This is a genomic window from Okeania sp. SIO2F5 (assembly GCF_010692685.1).
In the GTDB taxonomy this organism is placed as follows: domain Bacteria; phylum Cyanobacteriota; class Cyanobacteriia; order Cyanobacteriales; family Microcoleaceae; genus Okeania; species Okeania hirsuta.
The window spans coordinates 1-16,471 of record NZ_JAAHGU010000030.1; the positions used below are offsets into that span (position 1 = coordinate 1).

The 16,471-nt window shown below is 34.0% G+C and carries 10 protein-coding genes; 2 read left to right on the plus strand and 8 right to left on the minus strand.

The genetic code is table 11. The annotated features are described in order from the left end of the window. Positions 1 to 389 precede the first annotated feature (389 nt). The 4 genes from F6K27_RS12785 to F6K27_RS12800 form a co-directional block, all read right to left on the minus strand. The gene (locus F6K27_RS12785) at positions 390 to 857 is read right to left on the minus strand and encodes a hypothetical protein (protein WP_287276561.1); all 468 of its coding nucleotides are present in this window, start codon (positions 855 to 857) and stop codon (positions 390 to 392) included. Positions 858 to 915: 58 nt separating this feature from the next. Then, positions 916 to 1,107 carry a hypothetical protein gene (locus F6K27_RS12790; RefSeq protein ID WP_287276562.1) on the minus strand — a complete coding sequence of 64 codons (192 nt, stop codon included), beginning with the start codon at positions 1,105 to 1,107 and terminating at the stop codon, positions 916 to 918. A gap of 582 nt (positions 1,108 to 1,689) precedes the next feature. Then, entirely contained in the window at positions 1,690 to 2,847 is a 1,158-nt protein-coding gene (locus F6K27_RS12795; RefSeq protein ID WP_287276563.1) for a glycosyltransferase, read from the minus strand. Positions 2,848 to 3,235: 388 nt separating this feature from the next. After that, positions 3,236 to 3,766, minus strand: a complete 531-nt coding sequence (locus tag F6K27_RS12800) for a hypothetical protein (protein WP_287276564.1) — start codon at positions 3,764 to 3,766, stop codon at positions 3,236 to 3,238. A 191-nt stretch (positions 3,767 to 3,957) separates the two neighbouring features. On the opposite strand from F6K27_RS12800, the gene F6K27_RS12805 reads away from it, so the two are divergent. Beyond that, complete coding sequence (locus F6K27_RS12805; protein ID WP_287276565.1) at positions 3,958 to 4,596, plus strand: hypothetical protein; 639 nt, start codon at positions 3,958 to 3,960, stop codon at positions 4,594 to 4,596. 519 nt (positions 4,597 to 5,115) lie between these two features. Continuing rightward, the gene (locus F6K27_RS12810) at positions 5,116 to 5,592 is read left to right on the plus strand and encodes a helix-turn-helix domain-containing protein (protein ID WP_287276566.1); all 477 of its coding nucleotides are present in this window, start codon (positions 5,116 to 5,118) and stop codon (positions 5,590 to 5,592) included. 16 nt (positions 5,593 to 5,608) lie between these two features. Here the strand turns inward: F6K27_RS12810 and F6K27_RS12815 are convergent, their stop codons facing one another. The 4 genes from F6K27_RS12815 to F6K27_RS12830 all read right to left on the minus strand — a co-directional run bounded on the left by F6K27_RS12815 (position 5,609) and on the right by F6K27_RS12830 (position 16,464). Beyond that, positions 5,609 to 7,405 (minus strand): glycosyltransferase, encoded by a 1,797-nt coding sequence (locus F6K27_RS12815; RefSeq protein ID WP_287276568.1) that lies wholly within the window; start codon positions 7,403 to 7,405, stop codon positions 5,609 to 5,611. A gap of 71 nt (positions 7,406 to 7,476) precedes the next feature. Beyond that, positions 7,477 to 10,584 (minus strand): methyltransferase domain-containing protein, encoded by a 3,108-nt coding sequence (locus F6K27_RS12820; protein ID WP_287276569.1) that lies wholly within the window; start codon positions 10,582 to 10,584, stop codon positions 7,477 to 7,479. 519 nt (positions 10,585 to 11,103) lie between these two features. After that, positions 11,104 to 12,960: a sulfotransferase family 2 domain-containing protein gene (locus F6K27_RS12825; RefSeq protein WP_287276571.1), complete on the minus strand. Its 1,857-nt coding sequence runs from the start codon at positions 12,958 to 12,960 to the stop codon at positions 11,104 to 11,106. A 60-nt stretch (positions 12,961 to 13,020) separates the two neighbouring features. Continuing rightward, the gene (locus F6K27_RS12830; protein WP_287276573.1) at positions 13,021 to 16,464 is read right to left on the minus strand and encodes a glycosyltransferase family 92 protein; all 3,444 of its coding nucleotides are present in this window, start codon (positions 16,462 to 16,464) and stop codon (positions 13,021 to 13,023) included. Positions 16,465 to 16,471 lie beyond the last annotated feature (7 nt).

Sequence of the window (16,471 nt, forward strand, 5' to 3'; positions counted from 1 at the left end):
AAAAATTGCTTTAATGAATAAATAATCAACCTACTGTGTGGGGTGTGGTGCGATCGCACCACACCTCCATCTATTCTCAATAATGCTTCTCTTTTAGTTGAAGTATTATTCAGCTTATTCGATGAGTTCATCTCTATATATAGCTTTCAGCTACCTTTTTACCCCGTGAGGCGGCAGCTACATCGCTCAAATTACTGAAGATGATGCCATGGGTTGGTTTGAACATTGTGGTTTATTCATATGAAAACCGCTGTATGTATCAGTAGCTTGAGTTTCAAGCGATTTTAAGCCTGTGGAGAAAATAAGTTAAAGACTGCGGTCAGTGGTTCTCACAGAAGCAGGAAGCTAACTCCAAAGCTCAAATCTCATTTGGATAAGTTTGGGTAAGTTTAGTAGTGGGTTAACTCCACCACCGTTATTATTGTCAAAATCAACGACAGTACTAGTCTGGGCATAATAACTTCCAAGTAAGGCTCGAAACCAGAATCATTGGTACTGGCAGCAACATTTACGAGTTGCCCTGGCACTTGAAATTCTAATCTATATTCATCAACTAGAGTATTGCCACTATTACTAGGTGATGGGAAAGTAAAATCGTCTTCGTTTAATTCACCATTAATATTAATAACGCTTCCTGTTTGAACTTCTCCATTAAAATCACTACCTCTGGGAGTTACATCAATGTCACCTTGAGGGACAGAAACTTGTAGAAAATAGGGATAGCTTCCTGGTTGATTTAACGTGCCAAAACTGGTAACGCGAATTTTATAGTCACGACCACCCTGAATAAATAATTCATTAGGAATTGCTGAATTGTCATAACCACCTCCATTTGTTGGTTGACCCTGCTGAATCAATGAGTTACGACCGCTACCATGATCATCTGAATCTGCTAAAACATTACCTGTATTAGCATCAATAATTTGCCAAAAAGTATCGTATTGATTTGAATTTTATGCTGTCAGAAAAATGGTTATTGGTTGACCTAATTATTGCTCCGCTCAGGTCTAGATCGTATTCATCAGCTCTTGTCACCCCCCCTGCTGGGGATCTAAAAATCAGATCGTTTGTGTCTAATTCAGCATTTATATTGACTGGATTTGGCATTTGTTCTTATCTCCTATTTTTGATTAGGAAAAAATATAGCAATTCTCAATTCAATTGGTTGTGAAAATTTCTATAAAAGTTAATTTTCAACTAGATTGAGTTTTTGAATTTGTATACATAATTATCATTTAATAATTTTGGCAGTTTGTGGATTCTTAAAAAAAATTATATTTTCTTTGCTTATGGGTTTATTCTGTTAAGAAATACCTTCTATTCTAGATTTATTTTCCTTTCTACAACATTCGCGATCGCTGTGAAACGATATTGTTTTTAGTTGAATAAAAACTCATGTGCATGAGCAAGAAAACTACCTCAGTTTTTACCATATCAAAATTTTTGTGGGAATGCAACCGAAATTCCTTTGAGATGCCGATTTTTAATAGAAGTTTATAAAATGAAATTGTTTGTATTTTTCTGTTGAGGAACAATGGATGGAAAGATTTGATAAGGGAAAGAACAAGCATATTATGTTTTGGAGCTTTACAGGATGAAAATTTTCTACTCTTCCTTTTCGCTCAAATTCCTAATATTCGATGATCTTTGAGTCAGGAAATCTAGTTGAATAAGTTAAATGACACTAAACTACCCAATCTCTTCATAAAAAGATTTCAATAATTCTGTATTTTTCTGCCAATTTAGATGAGTTTTAGCAAAATTAATTGCACCTTCACTTAGTTGTTTATATAAAAAGTTATCCTCAAACAACTTACCCACCGACTCAACAATATTCACTGCATCAACCATAGGTAAAACCAAAGCATCTTTCTCATTTTCCATCACCAAACCAATATTAGTCCCAGGCAAAATTACAGGTTTACCCATTGCCAAAAATTCTGGTAATTTACAGGGGAAACGATAATCATTAAATTTATCTGGTCTACCTGGTTGAATTAACACATCTGCCAAAGCCAAAATTTCTGGCATTAAACTCCGGTCTACATATCCTAATTCAATGGCATATTTCCGCGCCCAATTATCATCATCCCCCAAAAAATTACAGAAATCTCTACCTGTTCTAACTAACACTGCAGGTTTACTTTCTCGGTTCAACATTGCTACAGCTAAATACAAACTTCTCACCTCATGAGTATTAGCAGCATGAACATTTCCGGTGTAGGAAAAAACTAAAGTATTTTCAGGAATATTAAACTTTTTTACTATTTCTGGATTGGGATTTCTGGGATAAAAATACTCGGTTTCTACACCAGGCCATAAAACTAAACTCGGTACATTATTCGGCACAAATTCTTTTAACCTTTCAATAATTACTGTCACTCCATCGGCACTTGCTAGAAACTCGCGATATTTCTGGGGATGAGAAACATTATCTGGAATTGCGAGAGACCCATTAGCATTAGCTATTTCTTTAAAAGGTTTGTTTAAATATTTTTCCAGGACATATTCTTCATTATCTTCTAAGTGAATTACTAATTTAAAATCATAGGCTTTCCGGAGTTTATGACAATAATTTCGCGTAACTTCTCTCGGAGTCCAAACATGAACTACATCCGGACCTTGCTGATTTTCAAATAATTTATTCAGCCGATAAAATTCACCATATTCTGTCACATTATATAAATGTGTTAAATGTTCTCCCACTTGAGAAACAGTCTGTTTATTTCTAGGAACAGCCACCACACAATCAAAACCCAATTTAACTAAATTATTAGCAAAATGATGCACATGAAGGGCACTATTAGAATGAAAATCTTCGTACAGGACAAATAAAATATTTTTCATCAAAACTATATCTTTGAATATCTGATTTTTTAGTAAATGTAAGTCAATAAGCTAATTAGCTATGAGCCGTCAGCTTTTGTTGTTTGCCCTACTGAAGTAAACATAATATACTACTCATCCTTAAAAAAAAGGGGGGTCATTTCAGTTATCAGTTATCAGTTATCAGTACCGACCACTAAAGCCGGAGGCTTGAAAATACTGGATTGAATATTCTCTTGGTCGATTGGATATGGCGAGGGGACCTCGCCATCCCTCGACCGCTTTTTCATCCCCTTAAAAGGGGAGGCTTTGGACCTCATTTTTTGGTAAGGAGAGAGATCCTGATAAAAAGATTTTAGATGAATGAGAGGCGATCGCTAAACTTGCCTGACTTATCAAACTGACAAATTTATTCCATTAGTTGTTGTACTTCATTTAATGGTAAATCTACCACTTCAGCAACTTGCTCTGCTGTTAAACCGAGTTTGATTAATTTAGAAACAGTATTTAATTTAGTTGCGTACAAAACATTTTCAACGATGGGTTGGCAAGAGGTTGTCTTTTTGTAATTTGATTGAGTATTTGCAGCATTACTATTTTCTAATTCTGCTGTTTCGGAATTAGAGCAAAGATTGAGATTGCCAATTTGTACTGGATTAAATAACCGAGAATGATAATTTGCAAATCCTAAACGTTCGACTGTAGCAATAAAATTTGACTTATTTAACTTTTCTCCAAAAATTTCTGATAAAACTTGCCAGAGTTCGTATCCTTCATCCTTAACATGACCATTAGAACATTTATATTGTTCTGCAATTTCTCTATATTTTTCGTTATTCAGAACACCTTTTAAAATTCCCATTTGTAGATTATTGAGGTGTTTTCCCGTTTGCTGAAAGACTAACTCATCAATTGAATTTAAAACTGCTTGCCAGTCCATTATCTTACAATTAATTCTTCTGAATAGCTTATCCGCTATTATCCTTCATTATCCGTCCTTTTAATATTTTTTTAATAAAACCTCCGTTTTTATCCGTCCTTTTCCGGCTTGTAGATATGAAAATGAGGGAATTAGAATTGTATGAGATGGGTAATTACAGGGTAAAAAGAGTAAATAAATAAGGTAATAATATGACAAAAAAATTGAGAACTTTCTTGAAACTAATTCCAAGTTTTGTGTTATTTGGAGTTTCCTTATTATCTTCTGAAACAGCTTTTGCTCAACAAAGTTGTACTGAAGTTTTTTATTCAGGAAATACCTCTCAACTATATTCTGGTGGTAAGACTTATACTATATCTAGCTCTCGTTCTGTTCGTGGTTGGAGCTATAAAGGTGGAACAATCGCTAGTTATGTCATCTTTAATGGTCAAGTATCACAAGTAATTGTAGAGAAATTTACTCCAGAAAGAGGATTTGAGAGAAAATTACATACTGTTAAAATTTCAAATAGTGACAGTATTCTTGGTTGGGACTGGGACGAAAAAACAAACAGAGCATCATATATGTTCTACGATGGTCAAAAAACCGTTGTTAGAGTGCAGGATTTTTTTGGCGATAGATTTGGTGGTGTACGTAGCACAACAACGGTTTCAAATAGCCGTCTCGACAAATACTCTTCTTCTTGGACTTTATATAATGGTGTTGCTGAATATACTTTGCGTCAACAGACTTTGAAAAAGGAAGAATTTTCAAATGGAACTTTTGGTTCTGTTCTTGAGACAACATCTTACAATTCTGCCAACAGCATAGCAGGAAGAAGTTGTTATTAATAGTCAAGTAGTGAACTGACACACCTTAAATGGTGCGCTAGATGAGAAGTGTGGGGAGAAAAAGACACCTAGAAACAAAAATCTATTGCACAGTTTTAGCTATGTCAGTCTACTACTGCCTAAAGTTATTTGTATAAAGACAAGTCCTATCCTTTATTTGAGCTTCCTAAAAAATTAATTTTTGGGCGCTGCCCTAACCCTTAAGCCTTTAGAACTTCTAGCACCTGCTGCTTTACCCTCCTAACCAAACAATAACGATAGGCTGACACCACGCTCCGCGATCGCCGGATTTAGTAGCCAGATTTAGTATCAGAGGAATTTTGAATTTCTTTTCAAGCTACTCTCCTTTCTATCATCTGTCTTGGGCCACAGATTTTAAGCTGCGAGTATCTATAATCTATCTGGAAAATCATTTTCTCATTTTCACACTTTCCTATACCTCCAGTAAATTTTTTCATCCCACTCACTACAATTTAAGCTGTCTAATGTACTATTGCTATAGTCGCAATAGAAAAAATCATGTTTGTCAGCACCACAGAAGCAGCGAGTCTTTTAAGCATATCTACTCAAAGAGTACGAGTACTACTAAAGGAAGGCCGCATACAAGGGGCCAGAAAAATCAATAATCGGGCTTGGGTAATCCCCCTACATCAAGGAATGCCAAGAATCCACCGCAAAAGAAAAGGCCCTAAACCACGTTGGTGTTCCCATCAGCGCTGTGGCAAGAACACAGTTCATTTTAATCGCAACCACATTGGAATTAATACAACCAAGAAAAATACTGATTTAACCATTCTTTCGGTCAAAGAAGGCAGCAGCAATTTAGCGACTGGCCATGAAGCTGAAATTCACGGCCCCTGTCGGATTGTGTACCAACCAAATAAACCTCATAGTTGTGGTGCCACTGTGTGGATTGAAACTCTGGCAGCAGTTACCATGGTTGATTATCAAGAGGGAGTTTTAAAAATAGATAACAAATGGGTAACTGATGAGTAAAAAGTAGGTTTATCAGCTACAAAGCAACAGTATAATCGCTAAGTTGAATATCAAAATTGAGATTGTAATATGGGTCGCCCAAATCCATATAAATTTGCCGTTGGTCTAATAGCAGCATATAATCAACCACATCATAATTTCTTTGTCTGTGTTTTTCTGATTGATGATTAATTAAAACACTACGGGGAGTAAATACTATTCGCTTGCCATTTTTCCTCAACTTTAAACACAAATCAACATCTTGATAATCGGAGAAAAAGTGTTCATTAAAACCTCCAATCATTTCAAAATTTTGCCTACTCACCATCAAACAATCTCGACTTATAGCAGATACTTCTCTTGCACAAACTAAAGAACCTGCATAACCATCATGATTAGAGGGAAAACCTCGCATTACATAATCAACTTTTCCAGATTTTCCTAATACAATACCTGCGTGTTCAACAATTCCATCCGGGAAAATTAATAGTCCTCCCACGGCGCCAATATCAGATTGTTCTGCGTAATATAAAAGATGTCGTTGCCAATCTTCAGTAACAACTTCCAAATTAGTATTGAGGAAAATAAAATATTCTCCTTGGGCTGTTTTGGCAGCTAGATTATAAGCACGAGAATAATTAAATTGCCCTGATAGATTTAAAACTTTCACCGCAGAATTTTGGATAATATTTTCTGTTTTTTCCCCACCAACTAAAATTACTTCATTTTTGGGATAAGTTGAAACAGATAAAAGATTTTGCGACCATTTATCAATATTTTCTGAAAGATTAGGAGCAGCAATAATTAGACTAATCAAAGGATGATTATTTCTAGGCAAAGGATTAATATTTATCCGATGTTTACCTAAACCTGGTTCTGCTTTTGCAGCTAAACCAATTCTTTGTAAATGAGAATTAACAGCAGCTTGTTGTACTACTTCAATACCTGCTTTAGCATCGGCATCTCCAGAAATACTTCCTTTAACTTGTCGCCAATGATAAAGGTGTCGAGAAATATGAGCAATTTTATTAGTTTGTTCGGAAACTCGTAACATAAACTCATAGTCTTGTACTCCATCAAATTCGCTCTTAAAACCACCAGCAGTTAAAGCTATTTCTCGACGGACGCATAATAAATGACCGACATACATAACACCACGAAAATATTCAGGAGACCAGTCAGGTTTAAAGAATGGAACGATATAATTTAACCCAGAAAAATCAATTTTATCTTCATCGGAATAAACCACATCAAATCCTTCTGCCAGTTTATTTAGACTATCTTCTAATGCTGTGGGATCCAGAGTATCATCATGGTCTAATAAACAAATATATTCTCCTGTAGCCATATTTAGAGCTTTATTTGTAGCAGCACTAATTCCACCATTATCTTCTGAAAAGAGAACTTTAATTCTGGGTTCTTTTTCTGCCAAACCTGCAAGAACATTTCTAATTTCTGGTTGTTTCGAGCCATCATCAACAATACACCATTCCCAGTTAGGTATAGATTGGTTAAGAACACTTAAAACGGTTTCCACAAACCAATCTAAAGATGAATTCCACGTTGGAGTAAGAATACTAATAGAAGGTTTAGAGTATTCTCTTCTTCCTTCTATCAAAGATTCAGAAAAATCCCTTTTTCCTTCTTCCTCCTTCCTTCTTCCTTCTTCCTCTTTCCTTCTTGCTTCTATATCAGAAAAATATCTTCTTCCTTCTTCCTTCTTCCTTCTTCCTTCTATATCAGAAAAATCCCTTCTTCCTTCTTCCTTCTTCCTTCTTCCTTCTGCTAAGATAATTTTCCAGAATTTATCAACTGTTACTCCGGATAAACCCAATAATTCCTGTTTTTGTTTGGGCGGGGGGGTAGGAATTTTTGACTTTTGAGTAACTTCTTCTAAGGGTTTAGTCAGAAGTTTTTTTTTGCCGTAGTTGAAATATCTGGTTCTACAGGAAATAGACTCTTGACAGAAATATCTTCCTTTTGAGATTTGAACTTTTCTAAATCGGCTTGAATTTCTTGGATTTCTATTTGCGATTTCTCCAAGTCTGCGATTATTTCCGCCAGTAAAGGAGATACAGAATACTTAGACTCAGGAGTAATTTTTAAAGTAGATTCTGATGGTAAATTATTCTGCAAAACCTCAGAGCGATCGCTATCTATTTTTTCCAAGTTTTGTAAATTTTCTGACTGCTTATTTCCTGTTTCTTCTTTAACTAAACTCTCAATTTTTTCCCTCTTTACTCCGACTTCTTCCTTCTCAATAATTACCATATCTGGATAACTTCTCTTACCCACTCGTCCACACCAAGAACCATAATATTTTCCTAATAAATTGAAACCAGCATTAGTCACCCACTCCAACAACAAAGACTCCAGAAAACCCATTCCTTTTTCTGGTGAATTTAGGTCTTTAGTAAAACCTTCCTGAACTCTATGAACAAGAGGTTGAGAACTCTTACCTTCAGATATTAATTGTTTTGACTCATGGTTAACTAAGAAACATTGGAATAAGAGACGACCATCTGGTTTTAAAACTCGATAAATTTCATCTAAATAATCACGAATCTTACTCCCACCTACCTGAGTAAATCTGGAACCGATAAAGACAAAATCAAAACTTTTGTCGTCATAGGTAAGTTTCAAATCTGAGTCTATCTGACGGAAATTGAAATGTGGTTTATGGCTACTAATATTTTGTTGTGCCCAAGATATTAATTCCTCAGAGAAGTCATTCCCTTCATAACGACCTGGAGATTTTAAATAATAGGCTAAACCATAAGCAATATTTCCGACTCCACAGCCAATTTCCAAAACTTCAGCAGTGGGTTGAAGACCTACTCTTTGGATAAAGTCACCTAAAAATTTGCAGCTTCTTTGGATAAAATTAATTTCTTTTCCTTCTATATATTTATCGTTAGGAATTGGCAGTGATGGATTAAAGAGTTGAAACATAATTTCTCCCTCTTTCCCTTGAAATATTGGAGTTAGAGTAATTAGAGTATTTTGACAGTTTTGAAGTTGTGCCTTTGTCAGAGATATTTCCAGACTAAATCTAGCATTTTCAGCATTATTAAGCTTAGTTCTAACTTTTGCAACATCTGGGCTAGGCAGACCTAATTTTTGTTGAAAAGAAGTAAATTCTTGACTGCCAATGAAAACTTTAAAGCTTTCTACAGAACCAAAATTGTAAGAACCTACCCATCCAGATATGATTAATTTTTGATTGGCTTTTGCTACTCGCTCTAGATGACCCGTTGTTGTAATTGGTTCAATTGGTGAAATGAATTTTGGTTGTTCTTGAACTATGGGTGCTTCAGAAAAAATTAATGGTTTTGTTTTTTCTGGCACTGTATATGGCTCCAAATCAACTACATTTTTTTCAGGTAAATCAATTCCACTTTTGCCTTCTTCCTCACTTCTAACTTCTTGTTCACTTCTGACTTCATTACTTCTTCCTTCTTCCTTCTTCCTTCTTCCTTCCTTTACTTTAGACAAAACCTGACCTTTACCATCTTTAAATATAGGAGTTAAAGCAATTTCAGCATTTTGGAATTGTGAAATTTGTTCTGGGTTAAGAAATGCCTTGATACGAAATCTTGCTTTGTCAGAATGATTAAGATTGGGGTGTAATTTTCTCACATCAGGACTTGGTAAATTTAAGGCAGTTTCAAAATTTTCTATTTCAGTATCTGCAATAGTTAATTGAAAGCTTTTTACTGCTTCTAAATTACGAGAAACTACCCAACCTATTAGCAATAATTCTTGACGGTCAAATTCTGCCTTATCCAGAGAACCCAATGTTGCTAATAATTTTGTTTTTTCTGGCACTGTAGATGGATCAAAATCAACTACATTTTTTTCAGATAAATCAATTCCAATTTTGCCTTCCTCCTTCTTTCCTCTTCCTTGATTATTAACTATATTTTCTGCTGGTAAATTAATGTCACTTCTTCCTTCTTCCTTCTTCCTTCTTCCTTCGTTTCGTAATGTTAAAGCTGCAGCATAAAGTTCCATATCTTGACTATTAGCATTTGCCAATTCATCCATTAATTTTTTGTCTGATAAAACCTCTTTCCGAAATTCAAGATATTCTGGATAAGGATTTCTGTTTTGGTAAATAACTTGATAATCTGACCAACCAAGAAGATTTTTTAGTGCCAGTAAATCCTCTTCAAAATATTCTGTAATCCCCACAAAATCAAAATAATCCAGAGATTTACCATTCACACAATAAGCCATAAGATTACTGTTATTTTCAGCAAACTTCAATAAATCTTGTTTATTTAGATACTCCTTTGTAGGATTCGAGATGTGGCGAAAACAGTAATCAGAAATTAATCTGTGGATAGGTTCTCTTAACCATGTAATTCTCTTAGTTTCAGGAAATAACTTATCGTATTTACCCGCGCGAAAATGACCCTCAATAACTTTAGTCTGCCAATGAATAGTAGCTGGCATATTATCTTCAAACATATTAGTTTTATCTGTCAGAACTCCTTGAGTTCCATAAACCTGTAATAAAACCTGTCTGAAAGCTGTTCCGGCTGCTTTTGGTACATGAACAGAAATAAGTTCTACTCGAGGAGTTTTGGTTGGTAAATTACTTGGTTGTGATGTTTTAACTAAAGCAGATAATGCCGGATTAACTGCATTTAATAAAGGTTCTCCTTCACGGTCGGCAACTAGAGGAATTAAAATAATCAGAGCATCTTTAAATTGTTGTTGCTGCTGTTTATTCATTGGCAATCTAATAATAAACCGAGCATTATTAGCAGCAGAAATATTTGGATGTGCTTTTTTTACTCCAGGACTAGGAAGACCTTGAGTTAATTCAAATCCTAATAATTGTTGACTGTCAAATAACACCTTAAAATTAGTGACAGATTCAGGCTCGAAAGAAAGAACCCATCCGCTTAAACAAACAGTTTCATTTTCTATTGCTACTTGGTCTAAAAATCCTGTAGTTGCTGCTAGTTGTGTCGTTTTTTTCTGTACTATTTCAACTTTTTCCATATTGATAAGATTCTGCTAAATTATTTTTTAGTAAACAGTTAGTGGTTGGATAGATTGGGCAAATGTTAGTTAATTTATTACTTTGATTATAGTCTTACAGCAGATTCCAAGTATATGAAGTGCAGATATTAACAATTCAATTTTGCAGTGCGGGCATCTTGCCCGCGATGAGTGTACCTCACCAAGGTGGAACTTGCTATATATTATTTATTATCTTTGCTCTAATGATATTAACTAGCTAAGTATAACGGTGCAAAAAAACAGCAAGTTAGTAACGAAAAGTAAATTTGCCAAAAACTCTCTTCCCTTCTGCCTTCTGCCCTCTGCCTCCTGCCTTTTCATAACGATAATTTTCAACACCGACCTACTTATCAGCATTTCAGTACTCAGCGAATCAGCGCGCTAAAAGCTTGGGTTTAAATGCCCGACTTCTAGCTTGTAGTGGAGGGGTCGCACATTCCCTTATAGAGAACCCATTTAGGATCTATTTAGGGTTTGCTGAAAAAGTCTTTAAGAAGTCTATTTTTTTTCCAAAATTAACAAATCTTCTTTAACAGATGAAGTCCGACCACACCAAGAACCATAAGATCTTTCTAGAACATTAAACCCTCGTTCATTTATCCACTTTAATAGTAAATTTTCCCTAAAACCAATCCCTCTCTCTGGTAAATCAATATCTTTAGTAAAACCATCTTCTATCTCATAAATAAGCTGTTGAGAACTTTTGCCTTTAGCTATTAACTGTTCTGATTCTGAGTTAATTAAAAAGCAAATTAATAAGCATCTCCCTCCAAGCTTCAAAACTCGATATATTTCATCAAGATAGTGCATAACTTCCAGACTTTGTAAATGAATTAATAAATGAGAAATACAAACACAGTTAAAACTTTCATCAGGATAAGGAAAAGTAAAATTAATTGCTGATATTTTGCCAGTGGGGTTATAAAGAGGATGATGAATGTTATGCCAATAAAAATTAAAGTTAGGTTTGCGTGTTGTAATTTCCTTTTGTAGGGAGGAAATCAAATTTTTTACTATATCAAAACCTTCGTAACGACCAGAAGGTTGTAAATAATGAACTAAGGCATAAGCAACAGTACCAATATTACAACCAACATCCAGAATATGGTCTGTGTGTTGTAAACCTAATCTCTGAATTAAATCTCCTAGTAATTTGAAGGAAGTACGAATAAATTCACCGCTTCCATCAACATCAATTATTTTTATATCTTTCTCTTCAGGCAGTGGCAAAAGTGGTGTTAATACCTTTAATAAAATTATACCCTCACCAAGCTTAAATTGAGGAGTTAAAGTAATTAATGAATACTTTAATTGGTTAATTTGCTGTTGATTTAAAAGTATTTTGAGACGGAATCTAGCATTATTTGCACTATCTAAATTAGGATGAAGCTTTTCTACATCTGGACTGGGTATATTGAGAGTTTGTTCAAAAAAACTAAACACTTGATTACCAATAACAACTTTAAATCCTTCCACCATACCAGCATCAAGGGAGGCAACCCAACCAGATAAGTGCAACACTTGATTTTGAATGACGGCCCTGTCTATAGAACCCCAAGTAAGTAGAGGATTAATTTTTGTTGTTTTCTGGGTAATTTGTTGTTTTCCAGATGATAAACTTTTGAGATTTTCTTGAGTGTAGTATTGTATTTTTGATGTTTTTCTCCAGGTCTCCCGCAAACTTACTGCTTCTCTATAAAGTTCTATATCTTCGTCATTTATCGTTGATATTTTATCTACTATTTCTTGATTAGATAATACTTCTTCTAATAATGACTTGTACCCTGGATAGGGATTGGTATTTTGGGTTTCAAGTTTATAGTCTGGCCAGTTTAGTATTAATTTTAGTTCATGTAAATCTTCAGGAAAAAATTCTTGAATCCCGACAAAGTCAAATTCTGTTAATTTTTGCTCTTGAACAAATTTTGATTTAATTACATTCTGCATCTCTGGTTTTTCGGCGAATTCTATAAATGTCAAATTAGACTCTTTGACCGGTGATAAATTTTGTTCATCACTTTCTAATAAAATTTGCCAAGTCTTCCAAAAAAAGTAAAGAGAAATCAACCGTTTTATCGGGTCTCTGAGCCAAATAATTTTTCTAAACTCTGGAAATTTATAATCATATTTACTACTAGGGAAATGACCATGAATTACTTTAACTTCTGGCTTGGGATTGATTAACATTTTATTACGTAAACGTCCCCTGTTTGGATAGTCAAAGAAAATTTCTTCTAGATTATATATTTGCTTCAAAACTTGTTTAAATGTTGTACCAGCAGTTTTTGGTACATGAATCGAAATAACTTTTGCCTTTACTTCTTCTGGTCGGTGAGGTTGATTTATCAGGCTCATTTTTCTGTTAAATATTGAATAATAATATTGTGCTTAAATTTCGTTAATTTTATATTTTTATCAATCAAGTTCTGCCTGAAGTGTTTCTAATTTATACTTGTATTTTTCTAATACTACCTGGTAGTTAGATAACTTTGATTTAAGTTCAGTTTTTTTTTCTACAATTAGCAAATCTTGATAAGTAAAAGATTTACGTCCACACCATGAACCATCATATTTCCCTATCACAGTTAAACCACTTTCTTTTATCCAATCAATTAGTAGGGATTCTTGAAAGCCTATTGTCTTTTCTGGCAATTCTGGATCTAAACAAAAACCATCTTCTATTTCATAGACTAAATTTTGAGAACTCTTGCCGTCAACAATCAATTTTTGAGATTCGGAATTAATTAAAAAACAGGCAAATAAACACTTTCCTCCAACTTTTAAAACTCGCTGAATTTGATGCAGATAATGACGCATATCGATACTAGACAAATGAGTAAAAAGATTACTAATACAAATCACATCAAAACTTGCTTCTGGATAAGGCAATGTAAATTCTCTCATAGGCATAGTTCCCTTTGTATTGTAGATAGGATGATAAATATCATAGTATTGAAAGTTAAAGTTAGGCTTTCTGGAAGTAATTTCTTGCTGTGCCCAATCAATTACTTTTTCTGAAAAATCAATCCCTTCATAACGCGCTCTAGGTGTTAAGTAATAAACCAAACCATAATAAATATTATCTTCTCCACAGCCAATATTAAGAATACTATCTGTTGCTTGAAGACCTATTCTTTGAATCAAATACCCTAACCATTTCAAACCAGTATGGGTAGCTTGAATAAATATTTTTTCAGATGTCTTAATATCATCCCCTGGAAACACTTTGAAATTAGGATTTAATACTCCAATCAAAATATTTCCTTCAAGCTCATTCGTTTTTGGCGTTAAAACAACTAAGCAGTTTTTAGATTTTTCAATCTGGTCTTGATTTAAAGGTATTCTTAACTTAAATCTAGCCTTTGCTGCACCTTGTATTCGTGGGTGATTTTTCTTAACTCCAGGACTAGGCAAACCAAATATTTGTTCAATATTAATATTATCTATTTGAGTATTGTCTACTGAAACTTTAAAACCTGTAACTGGCATCGAATTTAGGAAAAACACCCAACCAGTTATTTGTAATAATTGACTTTCAATGAATACTTTATCTACCCTTCCTAATGTTGCCAAATATTCTGTATTTTCACCAGTTTCTACTGGCACAATTAACTCCTTAATAAGTTCACTCTTCTTTTGAGGTATATCTCTTTGAATATTTGGAATTGTAGTTGCCTGAAGCTCGCTGTTTTTAGCATAACCAAACTCCTCCAATGCTTCTGCAAATACATAATTACATACAGCTTTTAATTCTGGACTCAACTCCTCTTGCCAACGATCAATAGAAGCTTCAGGATTAGAACTTGTTTGATGTCTTTTTAGCTGAGTTGTATCTAGAGAAACTTTTTCCATAATTTTATTAATTATTTCTAGTGAATTTTCTAACTCCAAATATTCAAAAGTGCTACTCAATGTTTCTACTGGAAACCGAATTAAATCTTCATAGCGTATTAAGTGAACTTCTCCAGAATATTCACGCCATCTTTCCAAAAGAGGTTTCACAGAATTATTGCCAAATTCATGCACAAAGTCTTCTGGTTTATTGTGTCTTTTCAAACCAAAACCATCCTTACTTCTTTTAGCATTAAAAGCTAACATCGAACAAACTACATCTCGGAAATCTCTCACTAGAAAAATTTCTCTAAAATCCGAATATAATTCCGATAAGCTTTGCAAAATATGTGGAAAATTTGCATGATATTTCTCGGCAAAATAGGTAATTTTTTCTGAGGGTAAAGAGACAGTTTTTCCTTGAGTTTGAGCTATGTTTTGATAGTATTTATCTATACTTTCTTGGCAAAAAGTTGCTGCTTGTTGGGTATAGTCAACTCCAAACCATGAAAAGCTCTCATAATTATTAGAAAAATCGTAGAAAGGATGATGACCAATCCAATTTAATTTATTAGCAAAATAGTGTAATCTGGGAGTAGATTCTAATGGATTAGCTGGTTCTGAAATAACCTTGAATAAATGTATCCAATATTGAGCAGCTAGTATTTCATAAGGATAACCTCCACTGACAATAATATTTGGATGTTCTGATAGTAGTCGCATCAGCCAGGTTGTTCCCGAACGTCCTAAACAAGTTAATGCTAATGGTTGTAAAGTTGCTTGATAACTAGAAGTGAGTGGAGTTAAACGTTGAAATTCTATTGTTGCTATGACAACTTGAGTTTTATTTGGCAATATAGCTTCTACTATTATTTCTGATTTTAGAGGCAATCCAGCTAACCCCACTATTGTAGAAAAACCACAGCTTTTTGCCAGAGAATTTTCCGGATATATTTTTCTTGCTTCTGGTGAATTTCTATTAACAGTGACTTTGCGGATAACTTTACCTTGATTAATTAATTTCAAGGTTTTGACAGGAGAATTTTTTCCTAAAACCCAACCTGCAATTTCTATACTGTATGTATTAACTTCTTCTCCTATAGCTGGTGTACTTATTTGACATCCCCACAAACATTCGAGAAGTGGTTCTAAATATTTTATATTCAGGATTTTAACTAGAGCATTGTTTTCCATTTTTGTTGTAGCTTTGAAATTTATTAAATTAGTTTCTATATTTTTTTTAAGTTGAGGGATAAATCTTTGAATCGTTAAATCTTTTACTCTATCAAATATTTTATGTCTTGTTTCAAAATGAGACCAAGCTCTCTTTTTCTGAGTAGTTGGTCTACCGCGCATCATTTTTTTTCTACTCTCTTCTTTAGAACGAGTTGTGTAATGATTAATCCGCAGTTTTTCTACTGAATGTGTCTCAGACTTGAATCCATTTATCTGTTGATAATTTTCTGTAACTGCTAATAACCCATCTATGTAAGAAAATTCGTGAGGATTTAAAGGAGCAATTACTTTCTCCGGTCTGACAATAGATTTAATATGTTTATTTGCTGTAAAACTAGCTTTTGACCGTCTAGTATAATTTTCTATTTGTAACCCTTCCGGTTGTTTTTCATGTCCTGATGGGCCAAAATTCAACCAATTTACTCCTACTGCTGGATAGTCAATAAACTCTGCCAATATATCTTGTAAATTATCTTTTTCTGTAGGAAACAAAAGTTCATCTAAATCTATAAATGCTATCCATTCACTTTCTGTTTTATAGTTTTCTAAACAGTGAATATATGCTTGCATTTGCTGACCTCTTTTTAAAGGCCAATCATGGAATACTACTATTTCTCGATCTACATAAGGACTAATAAGTTCGACAGTATTATCTCTACTATTATTGTTATATAAATAAAATCTTTCGACACCGACTAACTTATGAAATTCTAACCACTCTAATAAATATGCTCCTTCATTTTTCATAATTGCACATATACTTAATTGGCACTTTTCTCTATTTTGGTTCATAAAAATT